Genomic DNA, 20021 nt, shown 5'->3' with positions numbered 1-20021 from the left:
ATCTCGGTTTTAGAAAAACCTGATTATATAATTTATCATCCATATTCTATATATTATTTGCCTACAATTTAGTAAAAACATTATACTATATGAAATTCTTATAAAGTTCATACTGTAAATTGTATCTTTGCACAAATTTTTGCAAAATGAGTAGTATTGTTGCCATAGTTGGTAGACCCAATGTAGGAAAATCCACTTTATTTAATAGGTTAGTACAACGCCGTGAGGCTATTGTAGATTCTGTTAGTGGTGTTACAAGAGATCGTCATTACGGTAAATCTGAGTGGAACGGAAAAGAATTTTCTGTAATCGATACTGGAGGATATGTAGTAGGATCAGATGATATTTTTGAAGGAGAAATACGTAAGCAAGTTCAATTAGCTATTGATGAAGCTGATATTATTGTTTTTGTAGTTGATGTAGAACAAGGAATTACTCCTATGGACGAAGCTGTTGCAAAAATATTACGCCAAGTAAAAAAGCCTCTTTTTATGGCTGTAAATAAAGTAGATAATGCGATGCGTGATGCTGATGCTGTTGAATTTTACAATCTTGGTTTAGGAGATTACCATACAATTTCTTCAATAAATGGAAGCGGTACAGGGGATTTATTAGATGCTGTAGCTGAAGCTCTACCAGAAGAAGAAGAATCTGCTGAAGATGAATTACCTCGTTTTGCTGTAGTTGGTAGACCTAACGCAGGGAAATCTTCTTTTATCAATGCTTTAATTGGTGAAGATAGAAACATTGTTACAAACATAGCTGGTACTACACGTGATTCTATTGACACAAAATACAACCGTTATGGTTTTGAATTCAATTTAGTAGATACTGCTGGTATTAGAAAAAAATCGAAAGTAAAAGAGGACTTAGAGTTTTATTCTGTAATGCGTGCTGTACGTGCCATTGAACATTGTGATGTTGCTATCTTAGTAGTAGATGCTACTCGTGATTTTGAAGGTCAAGTTGAAAAAATATTTTGGCTAGCAGAAAAAAATAGAAAAGGTATTGTTATACTTGTTAACAAGTGGGACTTAATCGAAAAAGAGACTAATACAATGCGTGATTTTGAAGCGCATATTAGAAAGAAAATTGCTCCTTTTACAGATGTTCCAATCGTATTTATATCTGTATTAAACAAGCAACGTATTTTTAAAGCTATTGAAAGTGCTGTTGAAGTTTATGAAAACAGAAAACGCCGTATTAAAACAAGTAAATTAAACGAAACTATGCTGGAAATTATGGAGCACAACCCTCCTCCAGCAACTAAAGGAAAGTTTATAAAAATCAAGTATTGTATGCAACTACCTACGCATACACCACAATTTGCATTTTTTGCCAATTTACCTCAATATATTAGAGATCCTTATAAACGTTATTTAGAAAACCAATTGCGCGAACATTATAACTTTAATGGTGTGCCTATTAGCATTTATTTTAGACAAAAATAGGTTTAACATAAATTAACTTTTTTAACAGTAGTTTTTTCATTTCTTTGTACGCTATTTAATTTTTTGCTACAAAAACTATGAAAAAACTACTTTTTGTTTTTGGGTTATTTCTTATTGGAAATATTTCAGCTCAATCCTATCAATTTAAAATTACTGGAAAAATCAATTCTTTTAAAGAAAAGAAACCAATAGAAGCAGCAACCATCCATTTAGAAAGAGTTAAAGATTCTTCCGTTATTTCATACACTATTTCTAACGAAAAAGGTAACTTCTCCTTAGAAGGTAAATCGTTTCACAAAGATTTAAAACTGTTTATTTCTTTTGTAGGAATGGATAATTACACCAAACTAATATCATTAGGTAAAAAAACAGATTTTAATCTTGGAAACATCGATATAAAAGAGAGTAGCAATTTATTAAACGAAGTTGTCATTAAATCTAGAGCTCCAATTACGATAAAAAAAGATACTGTGGAATTTAATGTAAAATCTTTTAAAACTAAAAAAGATGCTAATGTTGAAGATTTATTAAAAAAATTACCAGGTGTAGAAGTTGATGAAGAAGGAAAAATAACTGTTAACGGTAAATCTGTAAATAAAATACTTGTTAACGGTAAACCATTCTTTGGGAACGACCCTAGCATTACTACTAAAAATCTAACAAAAGACATTATTGAAAAAGTTCAGATTACCGATACAAAATCAAAGTCTGAAGCTTTTTCTGGAGAAAAGGGGGATTCTGAAAACAAAACAATTAATCTTACCATAAAAAAAGAAAACAACAAAGGTTGGTTTGGTAGAGTGTCAGCTGGAGGAGGTACAGATAAACGCTATGAAGCCGCTACAATGGTTAACCGTTTTGACAATAATCAACGATTTAGTGTTCTTGCAAGTACAAATAACATTAACTCACCAGGTTTTAGTTTTGGTGAGATTCAAAAAATGTTTGGAAGTGGTGGTAATACATGGATTAATGGAAACGGAAGCTTTAGTATCAACGGAAGAAATTTTGGGGGCGGAAGTGGAATCATAAAATCAAAAACTGCTGGAGCTACTTATGCTGATGAATATGGTAAAGGACTAGATATTAACGCTAACTATTTCTATTCAGGAAGTAATTCTAATAATGAATCAAAAAACAATAGAGAATACACTTTACCTGATAGAAAATATTTCACAACATCTTCTTCAAACTCAGATAATGAAAACCACAACCATAGTATAGATACTGAGTTAGATATAGAAATAGACTCTACTTTCCTTATAAACATCAACCCTTCGTTTGTTTATAATAAAAGAATAGGAAACAATAGTATACAAGAAGAGTCTTTAGACGAAAATAAAACACTAACCAATAGTTTTACTAGCAACTCATATTCAAAATCTACAGCTAACAATTTTAGAAATAAAATAGACATCACAAAAAAGTTAGGAAAAAACGGTTCATTCATTAAAGCTTATATTATTAATCAAGTTGATAAATCTGACTCTGAAGACTTTAATAGATCTACAATTAATATTTTAGGAACTAACCCTAGTATAGAAAATAGAGATCAAAAAAGCACAACAACTAATAACTTAAATAGCATCAATTCTAAAATTACATACAGGCTTCCTATAATTGCTAAAAAATTCTTTTTAGACACGAAATATACTTTTATTCAGGATGAAAGAGATAACAAGAGAGGAACCTTTGATTTTAATAATACAACCCAACAATATTCAGATTTTAACCAGGATCTAAGTTCTGATTTCACTTATAATGACATAGTTAAAACTCCAGCTTTGGAATTTGTATACAACACGAAAAAATGGCGTTTTAATGTTGAAACAGGATTAGTAAACAGAACCTTAGAAAATAAAGATAAACTGAGACCAAACTTAAGTTTAAAAAAGGAGTTTAATAACTTATCATTAAGATCTAACCTCCGATATCGATTTGATTCTAAAGCTTCTTTATCTTTTAGTTATCGTATAAACAATAGAGTCCCAACACTTAATCAAATTCAACCATTTTCTAATGTAAACAATCCTTCAAACATTATTACAGGAAACCCTGAATTAAAACCTACACAAAACCACAGAATGTATATTAACTTCAATAAATATAACTGGCAAGCTGGTACTGGATTATGGTTTTATGTAAGTGGTAGTATGTTTAAAGACCAAATTGTTTCTAACACAACAATAGATGCTGATTTACGTAGAAACACTACTTATGAAAATGTTGATGGAGGCTACGATATCTGGAGTGGTGGTAGTTACACTAAAAAAGTAAAACTAGACTCTATTACTAGTTTAAAACTTAGAGCTGGTGCTAACATAAGTGCTTATAAAAACTTTAATATTTTAAACAATGTAAAAGAAGGAGCAAGAACTACAGCGCTTAGACCAAATCTTGGAATTACCTTAAACTGGAACAAGTTAGTTTCTATAGAAACTAGATATGACATCTCTTTTTCAAGAACAAAATATGACATAAACACCAATCAAAATCAAGACTTCACTAGACATTCATTACGAATATTAACAAGGACAAATTTTCCCAAAAAGCTTGAATGGAGAAATGATATTAGATATACTTACAATCCTAATGTAATTGGTTTTGATAAAGCTGCTTGGTTTTGGAATGCAACACTAGCATACTCGGTTTTAAAAGACAAGGGTACCATTAGCTTAAAAGCATATGACTTACTAAATCAAAACACAAATGCACAACGTAGAGCCATATCTAATTATGTAGAAGATTCGCAAAGTACCGTTTTACAACAATACTTTATGCTTGGTTTCAGCTGGAAATTTAACAGCCTAGGTAAAAAAGGAAAAATTAGAGAATATAATTTTAATTTCTAAAACTAATTTTCACTATACAAAGCCATTGTTATTAATTTAACAATGGCTTTTTTTCGTTTTCAAGCATATTTCGAAAGCAAAATAGCCTAAAAACGACAAACTGTATACAATTTCGTAAATTTGCACACAGAAAGAAAGGAAACAAATGAAAATAAGGCAACCAAAAGATTTAAAAAACGTAGAATTACCAATGCAACTTAAAGTTAGCTTTGAAAAAATCTACCAAATGATTAGTGGTTTTGCTAGTGAAGAACAAAAAGACCACCCTTATCATGCCTCAGCAGGCATTATGATGAAGGAAATTCAAAAGTATCCAGAACTTATTACCGGATTTTCTGACTTATCTTTATTAAAAAAATATGAAGATATTATAGATCTTTTATTGGAAAACCTTTTTCCTCTTATGCTAACTAATAATGAGATAAAAGCAGCTACAATGCCTTTTACTTTTACTTCTTTTAAGTTTACAGAAAGGTTTGAAAGTATTATTCAAAATGCAGGAGAGGATTATGATTTACGAATTAGAGATTTTGAAGAAGGTACTATGTACATTATGGCTTGTACTCTAATTTTAGGATTAGTATACAATACCCACATTGATTTAAAAAGACCTTTCTTCTTTGATATCCCTGATAAAACAGCAGGTATTACTAAACATTATCGTGTTGCTTTTAATGGTGATTTTATGGAAATAACTCCAACTGAAAAAGCACCTATACTTACAGAAGAAGACATCAAAATATTGCTAGACAATTTTGACAACCCTGATGTTTGGAGAGAAAAATTTCCTCCAAACTCATATATATTCAAAGGTTTTGGCATCATGAATTTATTTGATGTAACGGCTGATGAAACGATTTCTTCTATCAGAAACACCTTGTTAGAAAAACACGATGATAGTATTAATGAAAAACTTCAAAAAGACTTACGTGAATTTTTTAATATTAAGGATTTAACCACTGGATTTTCGCTTTTTGACACATCTCATTCTAAATTAGAATCAACACACATAAAAAAATCTGAAAGTCTAATTTTAAATGACGAATGTGCTATTAATTGTGATCTCTTTTTCTGTGATTATATTTTAGAAAAAGTTTTTCATCAAACTGAGACTATTGCCATTTCTGATATTGAAAAATATGGCAAACAGTCTAATCAGAATTTCTTTTACAAACGTTTAAAAGAAAAAAGTATTGGTAGTCTTTTATTAATTCCAATAAAAGCCTCTAATAATGATGATCTCGCATTAATAGAAATTGCTTCTCCTAGACCTTATGAATTAAACTCATTAAATCAGCAAAAATTAAAAGATTTAATTCCAGTTTTCGAAGCTGCTATTGAGCGTTCTGCTGATGAATATCAAAATGTTTTAGAAGCTACCATTCAGGAACATTACACTTCTATTCACCCTTCAGTAAAATGGCGTTTTTATGAAGCAGCTGAAAATTATCAGACTGATATTTTCAACAAAGAAGAAGATATTAAACTAGACCAAATTGTTTTTGAAAACGTTTATCCTCTTTATGGGCAATCTGACATTAAAGGATCGTCTATAGCTAGAAACAATGCTATAAAAGAAGATTTAACAACTCAGCTTAACTTAGGAATTTCTGTTCTAAAAGAAGCTTGTAAATCTGAAAAACTACCTATTTACAACGAATTAATGTTCCGCATTAAAGAATATTCACATGAGGTAGAAATTGGATTAAAAGCTGGAGATGAAATTGGTATTTTAGATTTTTTAAAACGAGAAATATATCCTGTTTTTAATCATATCAAAGAAATAAATAGTGAGTTACATTCCTTAGTAAACACCTATATGGATCGTTTAGACCCTAATCTACAGGTAGTATATGAAAAACGTAAAGCTTATGAGCATAGTGTGACTTTGTTAAACAATAAACTTGCTAAGTTTATAGACTCTAAACAAGAAGATGCACAAAAAATGTTTCCTCACTATTTTGAACGCTATAAGACAGATGGTGTAGAATACAATATGTACATAGGACAATCTTTAACAAAGACAAGAAAGTACGATGACTTATATCTATACAACTTAAGATTATGGCAATTACAAGTTATGTGTGAAATGGAAAACGTTGCACATACTGCACGTAAATCTATGGAACACGATTTACAAGTAGCCTCATTAATTTTAGTGCATAGTAATCCATTAGCTATTAAATTTAGAATGGATGAAAAGCAGTTTGATGTAGATGGTGCTTACAACATTCGTTATGAGATTATAAAAAAACGTATTGATAAAGCACATATCAAAAACACAAATGAACGTTTAACTGTTCCAGGTAAAATAGCCATTGTATATTCTCAAGATAAAGATGCTGATGAATACTTAAAATACATTAAGTATTTACAGTCTAAAAATCAATTAGGAGAAATTGAAAAATTAGAATTGGAAGATCTACAAGGCGTGTCTGGATTAAAAGCTTTACGTGTTGAAGTTATTTATCAAAAAGAATTTGACAGTCAAAAAACAATTACTATAGATCAATTAATGGATGAGTTTAAAGCATAAACTCATCCATTTTATTTTATGAAGCAGCAGCTGCTACCTCTTGTATTTGAAATGCTATTGCAAATACCATTACACTTACTATAATACCAATCATAAATACAGTATACGTAGTTCTTAACAATTTATACTTTCTATTTAAAACCAATCCTAAAAAGTATAAATCTTTGGTAAGTGAACCATATAAATAATCACGATCTTTCATCATTTCATCCATAGCCCACTCAAATTCAGGCAATTTCATTTGATGAAAATTTCCAAAGAATAATAAATTCACCTTTTTATTCGCTACATCTTCCTTCGTAAATTTTCCTTCAGTTACATTAGGCCTTGTTGCCATTACCGATAAAATAATAGACGCTACAGTAAACGCAATAAATACTATTGAAGGTATTATTAAATAATGATTTGATGGATTATCTAACTTAGGAATCAACGTAGATAATGCCATAGAAATAATAATAGCATTAACCGATAATAAAATATTAGCTTTTGTATCGGCAATATCACTTAAAGTTATGTGATTTCTTAAAGCTACCCGAAACATGGTTTCAATACCTCTTTCCGGTAACTCAACCTTATTCTTTTTAAAATCTAGCTCGTCCTTTTTCTGCTTAAGCTTAGTATTTTCTTGCTTTATTTTTTTCTGAGTTTTTAATAATTGAGCTAGGTTTTTACTTTCAGTCTTACTCCAATTTTTGGCAGCAAAATCTGTGTAAAAACGATGCTTGGTCATAAACTTAATATTTTCTTCATTCCATTCAATATCAGAAACAACATGATCTTTAGTTAACTCCCACTCTTTTCTTAACAAAGAACTATAATCACTAAAATTCTTACTTCCTAAATGCGCACAATCCGCGTCGCGAATTATTTTTTCTCCTTCAGTTTTAGGTTTAGTTCCCATCTTGGTTGCCATTATTAAACCAGAAACCTCAGCAATAATAGCTTCAGAAACACTTTTCTCTTTAAGAAAACTTTCAGCTATTTTCACACTTTCTTCCTCATGATTATCCATAGATACAGTATATCCAGTATCGTGAAACCATGCTGCTAAAATTAAATTATTAGCAGAAGCTTCTTCAACTTTTAACCCTTCAATCAACTCTTTAGTTTTTTCAACTACACGTTGCGTGTGAAAAAGGTTATGATATACAAATGAAGGTTTCAACTTTTCATTCAAAAAGTTTATTACAAAATTCTCCGCTTCAATTAATAAATTTTCCATCAAAAAGGTTTTTGCTAAATTAAAAATAATATTTAACTCTAGTTAAACGTAAGTTTATTGAGTTTAGTACGACTACCCTATTGTTAAATGCTTTAAAATATAGTACAAGGTCAAAATTATAATTGGTTATGTACTATATTTTTTGTTCAAAATTTTCATATTTTTAATTAAAACAGAAAGGACTATAATATGCTAACTTGGAACAACATTATTCATTTTGCTGTAAACGGAAATCCAACTCCAAATAAAAGAGTTGAAAAAACTGAAGCTGAATGGCAACAATTATTAACCCCAGAACAATTTAGAATTACACGCTTAAAAGGAACTGAACGTCCTTTTTCTGGTGAACTGTGTTCTGTTTATGATGAAGGACAATATAACTGTATTTGCTGTAACACTCCTTTATTTGATTCAACAATTAAGTTTAACTCAAGTTCAGGATGGCCTAGTTTTACACAGCCTATTAAAGAAAACGCTATACAATATCATCGCGACACCACACATGGAATGGTTCGAGTAGAAGTTTTATGCAATACTTGTGATGCTCATTTAGGACATGTTTTTCCAGATGGTCCTGAACCAAGTGGATTACGTTATTGTATTAACTCAGAATCTATGCAACTAGAAACGGATGACAACAATGGATAATAAAAACATACAAATTGCCACTGTAGGTGGTGGTTGTTTTTGGTGTACTGAAGCAGTATTTCAAGAAATAAAAGGAGTTCTAAAAGTTGTATCTGGTTATTCAGGAGGAAATGCACCTGGACATCCAACTTATAGAGAAGTTTGCTCTGGTTTAACAGGACATGCAGAGGTAATACAAATAACTTTTGATGCTGATATTATTTCGTATCAAGAAATATTAATCATTTTTATGACAACACATGATCCTACAACACTAAATAGACAAGGTGCAGACAGAGGAACTCAATATCGATCGGTGATATATTATCATAATGATGAACAAAAAGAAATCGCCGAAGTAGTTTCAAAAGAGGTTGCTCCTTTTTATGAAAACCCGATTGTTACAGAGATAAGTCCTTTAGCTACTTTTTACGAAGCAGAAAAGGAACATCAAGATTATTACGCTAGAAATCAATCACAAGGGTATTGCAGTTTTGTTATTACACCAAAGTTGTCAAAACTCAGAAAATTACATGCAGATAAACTGAAATAGTATGATTAAATTATACGGAGCACAACGTTGTCATAAGACACAATACTACCAAAATTATTTAAAAACGCGTAACATAAGTTACGCGTTTTTTGATGTTGAAAAGAACGAATTATATGCTGAAGAATTACGCAATTTATACGAAAACAGAAGGCTAAACTTCCCTACAATTACCATTGGTAAGAAAAGGCTCAGAAATCCGACAGATAAAGAGTTAAACAAATGGTTACAAAAACTAAAATAGCATTTGGAGGAGGTTGTCATTGGTGTACAGAAGCCGTGTTTCAATCTTTAGTAGGCGTAAATAAAGTAGAACAAGGTTTTATTGCTTCCACTAATGAAGACAGTACATTTTCAGAAGCAGTTATTGTACACTTTAATCCAGAAGAAATTTCCTTAGAAACATTAATTGAAATTCATCTTCATACACATAAGAGTACATCACAACATTCAATGAGAAAAAAATACAGATCGGCAGTTTATGTATTTTCAAAAAAACAAAAGTTAGATACTACTCAAATCATAAAAAGTCTACAAAAAAACTTTCATCAAAAAATAATTACACAGGTATTAGATTTTGTAGAATTTAAAGCTTCAGATGAAAGGTTAATAAACTACTACTATTCAAATGCTAAAAAACCTTTTTGTGAAAAATTTATCAACCCAAAATTAAAAATACTCTTAGCTAATTTTTCCAAACATGTAAATAGAAATAAGCTAAATCATGCAAGTCCATCATTATGAGAATAACAAAACTTAATATTACCAATAAAAAAGGTTACAAGCTACAGGCTTATTTAGAACTACCAGTAAATCAAAAACCTAATTACTATGCTATTTTTGCACACTGTTTTACTTGCAGTAGTACTTTAGGAGCTGTTAAAAACATTAGTCGTTCTCTAACAAAACATGGGTTTGGAGTCATACGTTTTGATTTTACAGGTTTAGGACGAAGCGAAGGGAACTTTTCTGAAAGTTACTTTTCAGCAAACGTTGATGATCTTATTGCTGTAAACAACTATATAACCGAGCATTTTGAAGCTCCATGTTTATTAATAGGACACTCATTAGGTGGTGCAGCCGCTATTGTTTCTGCTTCTAAATTAGAGAATATAAAAGCGGTAGCTACTATTGGAGCTCCTGCAGATATAGCACATGTAAAACATTTATTTTCTCACGGAATTGAAAATATAGAAAATGAAGATTCAGTTGAAGTAAATATTGGAGGAAGACCTTTTAAAATTAATCAAGAGTTTGTTTCTGATTTCGATAAAATAAACTTAGCAGAGGTAACCAAATCACTCCGCAAACCTATATTAATTTTACACTCTCCTGTAGATACAATTGTAGGAATTAATAATGCTCAGGAACTTTATTTAAACGCTCATCACCCTAAAAGCTTTATTAGCTTAGATAATGCTGATCATTTATTATCAGATCCTAAAGATAGTATCTATGCAGGTAATGTTATAGGGACATGGGTAGCTCGTTATTTTCCTCAAAAAGAAAATACAATGCTAGAAACTAAAGGAGAACAGCTAGTTGGTCATCTAAATTTGGTAGAAGATAATTTTACAACAACAATTCAATCTAAGAATCATACTTTAATTGCAGACGAACCCGCTTCTGTAGGAGGTGATGATTTTGGTCCTTCTCCTTACGAATATTTAAACGCTGGACTAATTGCCTGTACAGCTATGACTTTGAAATTATATGCAGAACGTAAAAAATGGGATTTACAAGAAGTCTTTGTTTATGTTACTCATTCTAGAAAACATAGTGATGATTTAGGAATTGAAATAGAAAAACCTACATACCTAGACCATATCAGTAAAAAATTAAAATTTGTTGGCAATTTAGATGAACAACAAAAAGAACGATTAAAAGAAATTGCTTCTAAATGTCCAGTACATAAAACTTTAGCTAGCCAAGTAATTTTTAACACAACAATCATAGAAAATTAACAAATTATGAACCTAATAAACAATTTAAAAAGTTATTTTAAAACAAGAACAGAAGGAAATAACACCTTAAATGCTCCTGAAGGAGTATGCCCTAACTGCTGGGGAAAACAGGAGTGGGAAGGAGAATTTTACAAGAAGATTAAAGTAAATAATATTACACCAGAGCATAATACATATGATAATTTCATTCATGAAGTAGCCTCTAAACTTGATAAAATTACCTTAAAAGAAGATATTTTAATATGCGAAACTTGTAATGTAAGTTATAAAAATTAACACCAATGGACTATTCTGATTTTAGAGAATCTCAACAATTTTTCAACACTAAAGATGGGAAAATAGCTTATATCGATCAAGGAACTGGACCTACCTTGCTTCTACTCCATGGAATTCCAACTTCTGGTTGGTTATATAGAAAAATGATTCCATTATTAGTGAAAAAAGGATACAGAGTTATAGCTCCTGATATGCTAGGTTTTGGAACAAGTGATTCACCCAAAAGCTATGATGCTTATATTGAAAAAAAGCAAGCAAAGCGAGTTTTAGCGTTAATGGATTTTTTAAAAATTAAAGAATGGACACATATTTTTCATGATGCAAGTGGTTTATGGACTTGGGAATTATGTAAACTGAGCCCTGGAAGAATAAAAAGACTTGTAATTTTAAACACAATAATATATACCGAAGGCTTCAAGCCTCCTATGCGATTTGGAAAAAATCTTTTTACTAAAATAGTAATGTCGTTATACACCTTTAAAATAACGAACAATCTTCTCATCAAAAATCTTTTTAAAATGGGACTTGTAGAGAACACACTATCCAAAACAGATTTAGAAGGATATCAAAAACCATTGTTAGAAGGTAAAAATAAAGCTATGTATTATTTTTTTTCTAGAACATGTCATAACCTTCCTAACTATAAAGAAGTATTAAAGAAACTACAAATACCTACCATGGTTATTTGGGGAAAGGAAGATGAGTTTTTAAAATGGACTCCACAAGAAATGTTAGTTTCAAAAGATTTAAAAATTAATAGTAAGAACATTCATCAAATAGACGCTAAACATTTTATACAAGAAGAAAAACCAGAAGAAATTAGTAATTTTATCCATTCATTTATTCAAGATAATGAAGCTTAAAAACCACGATACTTTTAATACTGAATTGCCTGCTGATAAGATATTAGAAAATTCACGCAGACAAGTTCTAGATGCTTGTTTTTCTTATGTAGAACCTAAAAAAACGGCAAAACCACAATTATTACATGTTTCCGAAGAAATGCTAGAAGCAATTGGTCTAACTTCAGAAGATGCTTCCTCTAACAAATTTCTAAATATATTTACTGGAAATGAAGTTATAGAAAACACACATCCATATGCAATGTGTTATGGCGGACATCAATTTGGTAATTGGGCTGGACAGCTGGGAGATGGACGTGCTATTAATTTAACTGAAGTTGTACACAATAATAAACGTTGGGCAATTCAATTAAAAGGAGCTGGAGAAACTCCCTATTCAAGAACTGCCGATGGATTAGCTGTATTACGCTCGTCAATTAGAGAATATTTATGTAGCGAAGCAATGTTTCATTTAGGAGTTCCAACTACTAGAGCATTATCTCTAAGTTTATCTGGCGATCAAGTTTTACGTGATGTATTATACAATGGAAACCCTGCTTATGAAAAAGGTGCTATTGTTTCACGCTTAGCGCCAAGTTTTATTCGTTTTGGAAATTTTGAAATTCTAGCTGCACGCAAACAGCATTTAATACTTCAAGAGTTAGTTGATTATACTATAAAACATTTTTACCCAGAGATTATATCAACAGGAAAACAAAAATATCTTGACTTTTTAACGCAAATTCGCAATCGTACAATAGACATGATTGTACATTGGCAACGTGTTGGTTTTGTCCACGGTGTAATGAACACAGACAACATGTCAATACTAGGGTTAACTATAGATTATGGACCTTATGGCTGGTTAGAAGGTTATGATTTAGGATGGACTCCTAATACTACAGACAGGCAACATAAAAGATATCGTTACGGAAATCAATCACATATTGGACTGTGGAATTTATTCAAACTAGCCAATGCCTTATATCCTATTATTGAAGAAGTAGATCCTTTGCAAAAAATATTAGATGAGTATTCTGATATTTATAATGAAAAATATCTTCAAATGATTAAGTCTAAAATTGGAGTATTTTCTGAACATAAAGACGATAAAGAATTAATTGGTCGTTTAGAGGAAACATTACAACTAACAGAAACTGATATGACTATTTTCTTTAGAAAACTAGCCAATGTTTCTATTGAAGATAATATTGATGTTGCTTTCAAAAAAGTTGAAAACGCTTTTTACACACCCAATGAAATTACTCAAGAAATAAAAAATTATTGGGAAGACTGGTTTAATAGATATTTTAAAAGATTACAACAAGAAAACAGTTCTGACACTGAAAGAAAACAAAAAATGAATTCAGTAAATCCAAAATATGTTTTTAGAAACTATATGGCTCAATTAGCAATAGATGACGCTGATAAAGGCGATTATAAATTAATTGATGAATTCTACACATTATTTAAAAATCCTTATTCAGAACAACCAGAATTCGAAAAATGGTTTGCAAAACGACCTGAATGGGCACGTCATAAAGTTGGTTGTTCTATGCTAAGCTGTAGTTCGTAAAACACTAAATTAATATTATTACAAAAGCACCTCTTTGAATTATGAGGTGTTTTTTTATGCTCCAATTTTACATCTGTAATATATATACAAGCATCAGTAAAATGTATACATACACCCTATTAAACCATTATAATTTTACACCATAAATAACTGAAAGTTAAAATCGTAAAATTTAAAACCAATGAAAAAACTAATAGCTTTTATATTCCTATTAACTACAATTAATGGAATTTCACAAAACAGAAACTGGAGCACAAAAACATCAAAAGATGGAAAAACTGTTGTTAAATATGACATTGTAAAAAACAATGGCAAAACACATATTTATTATACAGCAGAAACCAAAGGAGATGTTTCAATAGAAAAAATTGAAAACTATTTTTCCGTTTCAGAAAACCATAAACAATTTTTAGAAAACACTACAAAAAGTGAACAAGTAAAGAAAACATCCGATACCGAATGGACTACTTATTATTATTTTGATGCTCCATGGCCAATGCCTAATAGTGATGCTGTCCTAAATTTTAAAACAACTAAAACAAATACTACAATTGCTTTTACAGGAACTTCAGCTCCTAAAAGTTATAAAACGACAGATGTAAAACGTATGGAAATATATAATATCAAATACAGTTTTGAAAAAATTAATGACAATTCCACTAAAGTTATCATCTCGGCAGATTTTGTTCCTATTGGCTCAGTACCAAAATGGTTATTAAAAGGTTGGTTTCCTAAAGGACCTGCTGGAATTGCAAGTAGATTACTAAAAGAAGCTTCTAAACAGTAAAATGTATACATCAATCTGTAATATATATACACCTAACCTACTCATGTACAATAATTTTGCATTGTAAACAACAATTAAATAAAACATAAAAACATATATCATGAAAAAAGTAGCATTAATCACTGGAGCTAGTAGTGGAATTGGGAAAGAATTAGCTATAATTCATGCTCAAAAAAAAGGAGATCTAATTCTGGTTGCTAGAAGGTTAGATAAATTAGAAGAACTTAAAATTGAATTAGAAGTAAAATTCGGCATCACCGTTATAACCATAGCTAAAGATTTAAGCATACCAAATGCAGCTAAAGAACTATATAATGAAATTCAAGAAATGAACGTTCAGGTTGAGTTCTTAATAAACAATGCAGGTTTTGGTTTACGTGGTAAATTCCATGAATTGCCTTGGGAGCGTCAACAACAAATGATAAACTTAAATATGGTTGCTTTAACAGAGTTAATGTATTTATTTTTACCAGCAATGGTAGCTCGCAATAGAGGTAAAATCTTAAACACTTCATCAACAGCTTCTTTTATGCCTGGGCCTTTACAAGCTATTTACTTTGCAACTAAATCATATGTTACTTTTTTAAGTAATGCTATTGCAGAAGAATTGCACGATACCAACGTTACTGTAACCAACTTAATGCCTGGCGCTACTGAAACTGAATTTGCAAAAACTTCTGGCATGGATGAAACAGGATTATTTGAAAAAACTGTAACTGCAAAATCTGTAGCTGAAGATGGTTATAAAGCAATGGAACAAGGGAAATTAGACGTTGTTTCTGGATTAACTTTTAGCCAAAAGTTAATGATGAAATCAATTCCTTTTACACCTAAAAAGACCATCTTAAAACAAATACGCAAAATGCAAGAAGTCTAAATAGTGTATATTGTATTATAAATTAAAACTTGATTAGCGTTTAAAGAGACATGAAAGAAATAATTCATATAAAATCTATTACTGAAATTAATAAAACCTTTGGTTCACCAGCTCCGAAACACCCATTAATTGCCATTATGTGGGCTAAAGATTTCCCAGATTTTAGTCAATTTTATGGTATTAAATACAACTCTGATTTATTTACAGTATCTCTAAAAGATGGTATTGAAGGTGTAATGGGATATGGTCGTAACAATTATGACTTTCAAGAAGGAACAATGGTTTTCTCTAAACCTAATCAAGTAGTTTCAATAGAAGAAAAAAAAGTAGCCAAAGATGCTAAAGGATGGACCCTAATATTCCACCCAGACTTAATTAGGAAATCTGAATTAGGTAAAACGATAAATCAATATTCATTTTTTGATTACGAAGTACACGAAGCACTACACTTATCTGAAGAGGAAAAAGATATATTAACCGACTTAGTACAAAAAATTGAATTAGAAATTAATCAGAATATCGATAAGCATAGTCAGAAGTTAATTATATCTACCCTTGAACTTATTTTAGACTATTGTAATCGTTATTACGACCGTCAATTTTATGTTCGTACCAATCTTCATCAAGACCATGTAACAGAACTCGCAACATTACTTCGTGAATATTTTTCATCAGATAAACCTTCAAAACTGGGACTTCCATCGGTAAAGTATTGTGGGGAACAATTAAATATGTCTCCAAACTATTTAAGTGATTTATTAAAAAAAGAAACAGGAAAAAGTGCTAAAGATCATATTTATGCTTTTGTAGTAAACAAAGCAAAAAACAAACTATTAGGCACAACAGATTCTGTTAGTGAAATTGCTTACGATTTAGGTTTTGAATACCCACAACATTTCAGCAAACTTTTTAAAAAACAAACAGGAATAAGCCCCGCAAAATACAGGTCTCAAAATTAAAAACCATGAAAAGAGTAATTATTACGGGCTCTACCGGCATGGTAGGAAAAGGTGTATTATTGGAATGTTTAGATAATGTCAATATTGAAAAAGTATTGGTAATTAATCGTTCTACTTTAAATATCCAACACTCAAAGTTAGAAGAAGTTTTACTAAAAGACTTTTCACAACTAACATCTATCAAAGATAAATTGATAGGCTATGATGCTTGTTTCTTTTGTATGGGGATTTCTTCCGTAGGAATGAACGAAGAAAAATACACACAAATTACATTCAATATTGTCAAGGTTTTTGCTGATGTTTTGCATAAAATAAATTCAAATATGGTTTTCAATTACGTTTCTGGTACTGGAACAGATAGCTCAGAAAATGGAAGTAGTATGTGGGCTCGTGTAAAAGGGAAAACTGAAAATTATATTTTTAACAAAGGATTTAAAGATGCTTATGCATTTCGTCCTGGAGCCATCATTCCAGAAAAAGGAATCAAATCGAGAACCAACTGGTATAGTATTATTTATATACTTCTAACTCCTTTTTTTGGTTTAATGAAAAAATCAAAAAACATTACAACTACTACAAAAATCGGTTTAGCGATGATAAACTCTTTACATCATACACAAACCTTAAAACATTTAGAAAATAAAGACATAAATGTCTTAGCTGAAAAGCTTTCTTAACTCATGAAAAAACTTTTTAAAAAAATGACAATCGCAGTTATTTCAATAATTGCAATTTTTATAATTGCATACCTACTATTTGTTAATTTCAATCCAGTATTTGGAGGAAACGTTTCAAAAGAATTACAAGCAGAATATGTAAAATCTAAAAACTATAAAAATGGTAAATTTCACAATATTGGGGGGATAGAGCAAAAAATGACATTTGACAAAACCATCGACATTTTAAAACAAATGTTATTTGAAAAATTTCCGAATGCTAAACCTAAAAAAGAACTTCCAATATTAAAAGCTGATTCTACTAATATTGCTAATTATAAAGAAGCAACTAGACTTCTTTGGTTTGGACATTCAGCATTTTTATTACAAACCAATAATAAAAACATTCTAATAGATCCAATGCTTACAGAAATGCCTTCTCCTATTTCAAGAGATGCACAGCGAAGATTTAATAAAGAAATTCCAATTGAAATTGAACAGCTTCCCAAAATAGACGTTATCCTAATTTCACACGATCATTACGATCATTTAGATTATGAATCTATTAAACGTTTAAAAAATAAAGTAGCACATTATATCGTTCCTTTAGGAGTTAGTACACATTTAAAAGCTTGGGGAATACCTGATAATAAAATTACAGAACTAGATTGGTGGCAAGAAATTGATTATCAAAACATAAAATTTGTTTGTACTCCTTCCCAACATTTTTCGGGAAGAAGATTCGAAAATAACGGAAGTACATTATGGAGCTCTTGGGTTATTAAAACTGAAACAGATAATTTATTTTTCAGTGGAGATAGCGGTTACAACTCACATTTTAAAGAAATTGGAAACAAATATGGCCCTTTTGACTTAGCCTTAATGGAATGTGGACAATACAATAAAATGTGGCCTGAAATACATATGATGCCAGAAGAAACTGTACAGGCAGGAATAGATGTACAAGCAAAAAAAATGATGCCTATTCACTGGGGAGCATTTCGTTTAGCTATGCACGATTGGAATGATCCTGTTATAAGGGTTTCAAAAAAAGCAGCAGAGCTCAACCTCCCTTTAGTTGTTCCTAAAATAGGTGAACCAATCATAATTAAAGATAAAATTAAAGCGTATTCAGCATGGTGGAATAACGAATAAAAATACTTTTTGTAAATTGATGGCTTATGACATACGAATTCAAAGAAATTATTCAACAAACTATACGAAACCAACAAAACAACATTCATAATGTTTTGGCTACTGTAGTTGATTTAGATGGATCTTCCTATAGAAAACCCGGTGTTAGAATGTTACTTTCTTCCGATGGAAACATGATAGGTGCAGTAAGTGGTGGTTGTGTAGAAAAAGAAGTACAAAGAAGAGCACAAACAGTTTTTGAAACTGGAGTATCTAAAATAATAACTTACGATGGTCGCTATCGATTAGGTTGTGAAGGTATTTTGTACATACTACTTGAGCCTTTTAAAATTTCTTCAGAATTTATAAATGTATTTACCAACAGTTTAGAAAATAGAGAATCATTTAATATTCAATCTTTTTATAAAAAAGAAGATGAAGCATACGGAAACTTTAGTTCTATAATTAAATTTCAAAACAATAAAAACTTTTCTTTTTTTGAAGGAAATGAACCTGCAAACTTTAAAGATTTACAAGTATTCTCTCAAACCTTATCTCCATTATTTCGTTTATTGATTATTGGTGGAGAACACGATGCTGTAAAACTATGCAAACAAGCTGTACAACTAGGCTGGGAAGTTGATGTAGTTACATCAATTAAAGACCCAAAACAATTATCTGATTTTCCAGGAGCAAAATCGGTAATAGCACAAACTCCAGAAGTTATCGATTTAAAAAACATGAACCAAGATACAGCTGTGGTTATTATGAATCATAATTTTACATACGACCTACGTTGGTTAATAAAACTACAAGAACAAAACCCTGTTTATATAGGAATTTTAGGAGCAGCCAAACGACGAGAAAAATTATTCGATGAACTGTTTGAATTTTCTCCTGAAGTATCCGACAATTTTCTTGAAAAAATCCATACCCCAGCCGGATTAAACATTGGTGCAGAAACACCCGAAGAAATAGCCTTATCTATTTTAGCAGAAATACTATCAGTAATTCGTAAAAAAGAGGTGTTCTCATTAAAAAAAGTAACAGGTCGAATTCATAGTTAACTATATGCAAAAAACCGCAATTATCTTATTAGCAGCAGGAAGTTCATCAAGAATGGGAACTATAAAACAAGCACTCCCATATAAAAAAACAACTCTTTTAGGTTGGTCTCTTAAAACCGCAATACAATCAAATGCTAATAGTGTTTTTTGTGTTTTGGGAGCAAATAAAAAAACTTTAGAGAAAATAGTACAGAAAAACGAAGTTCCTATTATTACAAATCCGAATTATAAAAAAGGGTTAAGCTCAAGTATAATTGCAGGCATACTTCAAGTTGAAGAAAACTATGATAATGTATTAATTATGTTGGCAGATCAACCAAATATTACAAGCGAATATCTTAATGAGCTAATCAAAACATCCTCTGAAAATCCAGAAAAAATTATAGCTTCAAACTATAATGAAAAAGCAGGAGTTCCCGTAGTTTTCCCAAAAGCATATTTTAATGATTTAAAAACATTAAAAGGAGACAATGGTGCAAAGATGTTTTTGAAAGAAAATCTTTCTGCAATTATTAAAATGCCCCCAACTAATTTAGTTGATATTGATACACTTAAAGATTATAAAAACTTAATCGATTCTTAGCATTTAAAACAAGCTGCTAAAACCGTTTATTTTATAGCCACTTTGTAGCTCTAATGGTA

Annotated in this window: 19 protein-coding genes; 18 read left to right on the top strand and 1 reads right to left on the bottom strand. The window is 30.5% G+C overall.

What is annotated here, in order from left to right; genetic code table 11:
* Positions 1-146: 146 nt before the first annotated feature.
* From der to MHN29_RS00645, 3 genes are all read left to right on the top strand, one after another.
* Entirely contained in the window at positions 147-1451 is a 1305-nt protein-coding gene (gene der, locus MHN29_RS00655; protein ID WP_235273539.1) for a ribosome biogenesis GTPase Der, read from the top strand.
* Between the two features lie 77 nt (positions 1452-1528).
* Positions 1529-4303, top strand: a complete 2775-nt coding sequence (locus MHN29_RS00650; RefSeq protein ID WP_235273540.1) for an outer membrane beta-barrel protein — start codon at positions 1529-1531, stop codon at positions 4301-4303.
* A gap of 145 nt (positions 4304-4448) precedes the next feature.
* Positions 4449-6839, top strand: a complete 2391-nt coding sequence (locus MHN29_RS00645; RefSeq protein WP_235273541.1) for a GAF domain-containing protein — start codon at positions 4449-4451, stop codon at positions 6837-6839.
* A gap of 16 nt (positions 6840-6855) precedes the next feature.
* Here the strand turns inward: MHN29_RS00645 and MHN29_RS00640 are convergent, their stop codons facing one another.
* Entirely contained in the window at positions 6856-8064 is a 1209-nt protein-coding gene (locus MHN29_RS00640; protein WP_235273542.1) for a Pycsar system effector family protein, read from the bottom strand.
* A gap of 189 nt (positions 8065-8253) precedes the next feature.
* Between MHN29_RS00640 and msrB the strand changes: the two genes are divergently transcribed.
* The 15 genes from msrB to MHN29_RS00565 all read left to right on the top strand — a co-directional run bounded on the left by msrB (position 8254) and on the right by MHN29_RS00565 (position 19962).
* Positions 8254-8712, top strand: coding sequence for a peptide-methionine (R)-S-oxide reductase MsrB (gene msrB / locus MHN29_RS00635; protein WP_235273544.1), 459 nt, complete (start codon positions 8254-8256; stop codon positions 8710-8712).
* Positions 8705-9244, top strand: coding sequence for a peptide-methionine (S)-S-oxide reductase MsrA (gene msrA, locus MHN29_RS00630; RefSeq protein WP_235273545.1), 540 nt, complete (start codon positions 8705-8707; stop codon positions 9242-9244). Before msrB ends, msrA begins: the two co-directional genes overlap by 8 nt.
* Before the next feature lies 1 nt (position 9245).
* Positions 9246-9485 carry a glutaredoxin family protein gene (locus MHN29_RS00625; protein WP_235273546.1) on the top strand — a complete coding sequence of 80 codons (240 nt, stop codon included), beginning with the start codon at positions 9246-9248 and terminating at the stop codon, positions 9483-9485.
* Positions 9464-9985, top strand: a complete 522-nt coding sequence (locus tag MHN29_RS00620) for a peptide-methionine (S)-S-oxide reductase (RefSeq protein WP_235273547.1) — start codon at positions 9464-9466, stop codon at positions 9983-9985. The genes MHN29_RS00625 and MHN29_RS00620 overlap by 22 nt, the downstream gene beginning before the upstream one ends.
* A complete protein-coding gene (locus MHN29_RS00615; RefSeq protein WP_235273548.1) occupies positions 9982-11205 on the top strand; it encodes a bifunctional alpha/beta hydrolase/OsmC family protein in 1224 nt (407 codons plus the stop codon). Before MHN29_RS00620 ends, MHN29_RS00615 begins: the two co-directional genes overlap by 4 nt.
* Before the next feature lie 6 nt (positions 11206-11211).
* A complete protein-coding gene (locus tag MHN29_RS00610; RefSeq protein WP_150899947.1) occupies positions 11212-11481 on the top strand; it encodes a hypothetical protein in 270 nt (89 codons plus the stop codon).
* Between the two features lie 5 nt (positions 11482-11486).
* Entirely contained in the window at positions 11487-12344 is an 858-nt protein-coding gene (locus MHN29_RS00605; protein ID WP_235273549.1) for an alpha/beta fold hydrolase, read from the top strand.
* On the top strand, positions 12334-13899 hold the full coding sequence (locus MHN29_RS00600; protein WP_235273551.1) for a YdiU family protein: 1566 nt from the start codon (positions 12334-12336) through the stop codon (positions 13897-13899). Before MHN29_RS00605 ends, MHN29_RS00600 begins: the two co-directional genes overlap by 11 nt.
* Before the next feature lie 181 nt (positions 13900-14080).
* Positions 14081-14686 carry a hypothetical protein gene (locus MHN29_RS00595; protein WP_235273552.1) on the top strand — a complete coding sequence of 202 codons (606 nt, stop codon included), beginning with the start codon at positions 14081-14083 and terminating at the stop codon, positions 14684-14686.
* A 100-nt stretch (positions 14687-14786) separates the two neighbouring features.
* Complete coding sequence (locus MHN29_RS00590) at positions 14787-15563, top strand: SDR family oxidoreductase (RefSeq protein ID WP_235273554.1); 777 nt, start codon at positions 14787-14789, stop codon at positions 15561-15563.
* Positions 15564-15613: 50 nt separating this feature from the next.
* Positions 15614-16522, top strand: a complete 909-nt coding sequence (locus tag MHN29_RS00585; RefSeq protein ID WP_235273555.1) for an AraC family transcriptional regulator — start codon at positions 15614-15616, stop codon at positions 16520-16522.
* A 5-nt stretch (positions 16523-16527) separates the two neighbouring features.
* The gene (locus MHN29_RS00580; protein ID WP_235273556.1) at positions 16528-17199 is read left to right on the top strand and encodes an NAD-dependent epimerase/dehydratase family protein; all 672 of its coding nucleotides are present in this window, start codon (positions 16528-16530) and stop codon (positions 17197-17199) included.
* A 3-nt stretch (positions 17200-17202) separates the two neighbouring features.
* Positions 17203-18333 (top strand): MBL fold metallo-hydrolase, encoded by a 1131-nt coding sequence (locus MHN29_RS00575; RefSeq protein WP_235273557.1) that lies wholly within the window; start codon positions 17203-17205, stop codon positions 18331-18333.
* Between the two features lie 26 nt (positions 18334-18359).
* On the top strand, positions 18360-19379 hold the full coding sequence (locus tag MHN29_RS00570; protein WP_235273559.1) for an XdhC family protein: 1020 nt from the start codon (positions 18360-18362) through the stop codon (positions 19377-19379).
* A gap of 4 nt (positions 19380-19383) precedes the next feature.
* On the top strand, positions 19384-19962 hold the full coding sequence (locus tag MHN29_RS00565) for an NTP transferase domain-containing protein (protein ID WP_235273560.1): 579 nt from the start codon (positions 19384-19386) through the stop codon (positions 19960-19962).
* The last annotated feature ends 59 nt before the right edge of the window (positions 19963-20021 follow it).

The sequence above is a fragment of the Tenacibaculum sp. Cn5-46 genome (genome assembly GCF_022347705.1).
In the GTDB taxonomy this organism is placed as follows: Bacteria; Bacteroidota; Bacteroidia; order Flavobacteriales; family Flavobacteriaceae; genus Polaribacter; species Polaribacter aiptasiae.
This window is presented reverse-complemented; position numbering and strand designations above follow the sequence as displayed.

Excerpts from the sequence above, each read along its gene's own strand:
- MHN29_RS00575 (WP_235273557.1), top strand. The coding sequence starts at position 17,203 with ATGAAAAAACTTTTTAAAAAAATGACAATCGCAGTTATTTCAATAATT.
- MHN29_RS00585 (WP_235273555.1), top strand. The coding sequence starts at position 15,614 with ATGAAAGAAATAATTCATATAAAATCTATTACTGAAATTAATAAAACC.
- MHN29_RS00645 (WP_235273541.1), top strand. The coding sequence starts at position 4,449 with ATGAAAATAAGGCAACCAAAAGATTTAAAAAACGTAGAATTACCAATG.
- MHN29_RS00600 (WP_235273551.1), top strand. The coding sequence starts at position 12,334 with ATGAAGCTTAAAAACCACGATACTTTTAATACTGAATTGCCTGCTGAT.
- msrA (WP_235273545.1), top strand. The coding sequence starts at position 8,705 with ATGGATAATAAAAACATACAAATTGCCACTGTAGGTGGTGGTTGTTTT.
- der (WP_235273539.1), top strand. The coding sequence starts at position 147 with ATGAGTAGTATTGTTGCCATAGTTGGTAGACCCAATGTAGGAAAATCC.
- MHN29_RS00615 (WP_235273548.1), top strand. The coding sequence starts at position 9,982 with ATGAGAATAACAAAACTTAATATTACCAATAAAAAAGGTTACAAGCTA.
- MHN29_RS00565 (WP_235273560.1), top strand. The coding sequence starts at position 19,384 with ATGCAAAAAACCGCAATTATCTTATTAGCAGCAGGAAGTTCATCAAGA.
- MHN29_RS00620 (WP_235273547.1), top strand. The coding sequence starts at position 9,464 with ATGGTTACAAAAACTAAAATAGCATTTGGAGGAGGTTGTCATTGGTGT.
- MHN29_RS00595 (WP_235273552.1), top strand. The coding sequence starts at position 14,081 with ATGAAAAAACTAATAGCTTTTATATTCCTATTAACTACAATTAATGGA.
- MHN29_RS00605 (WP_235273549.1), top strand. The coding sequence starts at position 11,487 with ATGGACTATTCTGATTTTAGAGAATCTCAACAATTTTTCAACACTAAA.
- msrB (WP_235273544.1), top strand. The coding sequence starts at position 8,254 with ATGCTAACTTGGAACAACATTATTCATTTTGCTGTAAACGGAAATCCA.
- MHN29_RS00650 (WP_235273540.1), top strand. The coding sequence starts at position 1,529 with ATGAAAAAACTACTTTTTGTTTTTGGGTTATTTCTTATTGGAAATATT.
- MHN29_RS00570 (WP_235273559.1), top strand. The coding sequence starts at position 18,360 with ATGACATACGAATTCAAAGAAATTATTCAACAAACTATACGAAACCAA.
- MHN29_RS00590 (WP_235273554.1), top strand. The coding sequence starts at position 14,787 with ATGAAAAAAGTAGCATTAATCACTGGAGCTAGTAGTGGAATTGGGAAA.
- MHN29_RS00640 (WP_235273542.1), bottom strand. The coding sequence starts at position 8,064 with ATGGAAAATTTATTAATTGAAGCGGAGAATTTTGTAATAAACTTTTTG.
- MHN29_RS00580 (WP_235273556.1), top strand. The coding sequence starts at position 16,528 with ATGAAAAGAGTAATTATTACGGGCTCTACCGGCATGGTAGGAAAAGGT.
- MHN29_RS00610 (WP_150899947.1), top strand. The coding sequence starts at position 11,212 with ATGAACCTAATAAACAATTTAAAAAGTTATTTTAAAACAAGAACAGAA.
- MHN29_RS00625 (WP_235273546.1), top strand. The coding sequence starts at position 9,246 with ATGATTAAATTATACGGAGCACAACGTTGTCATAAGACACAATACTAC.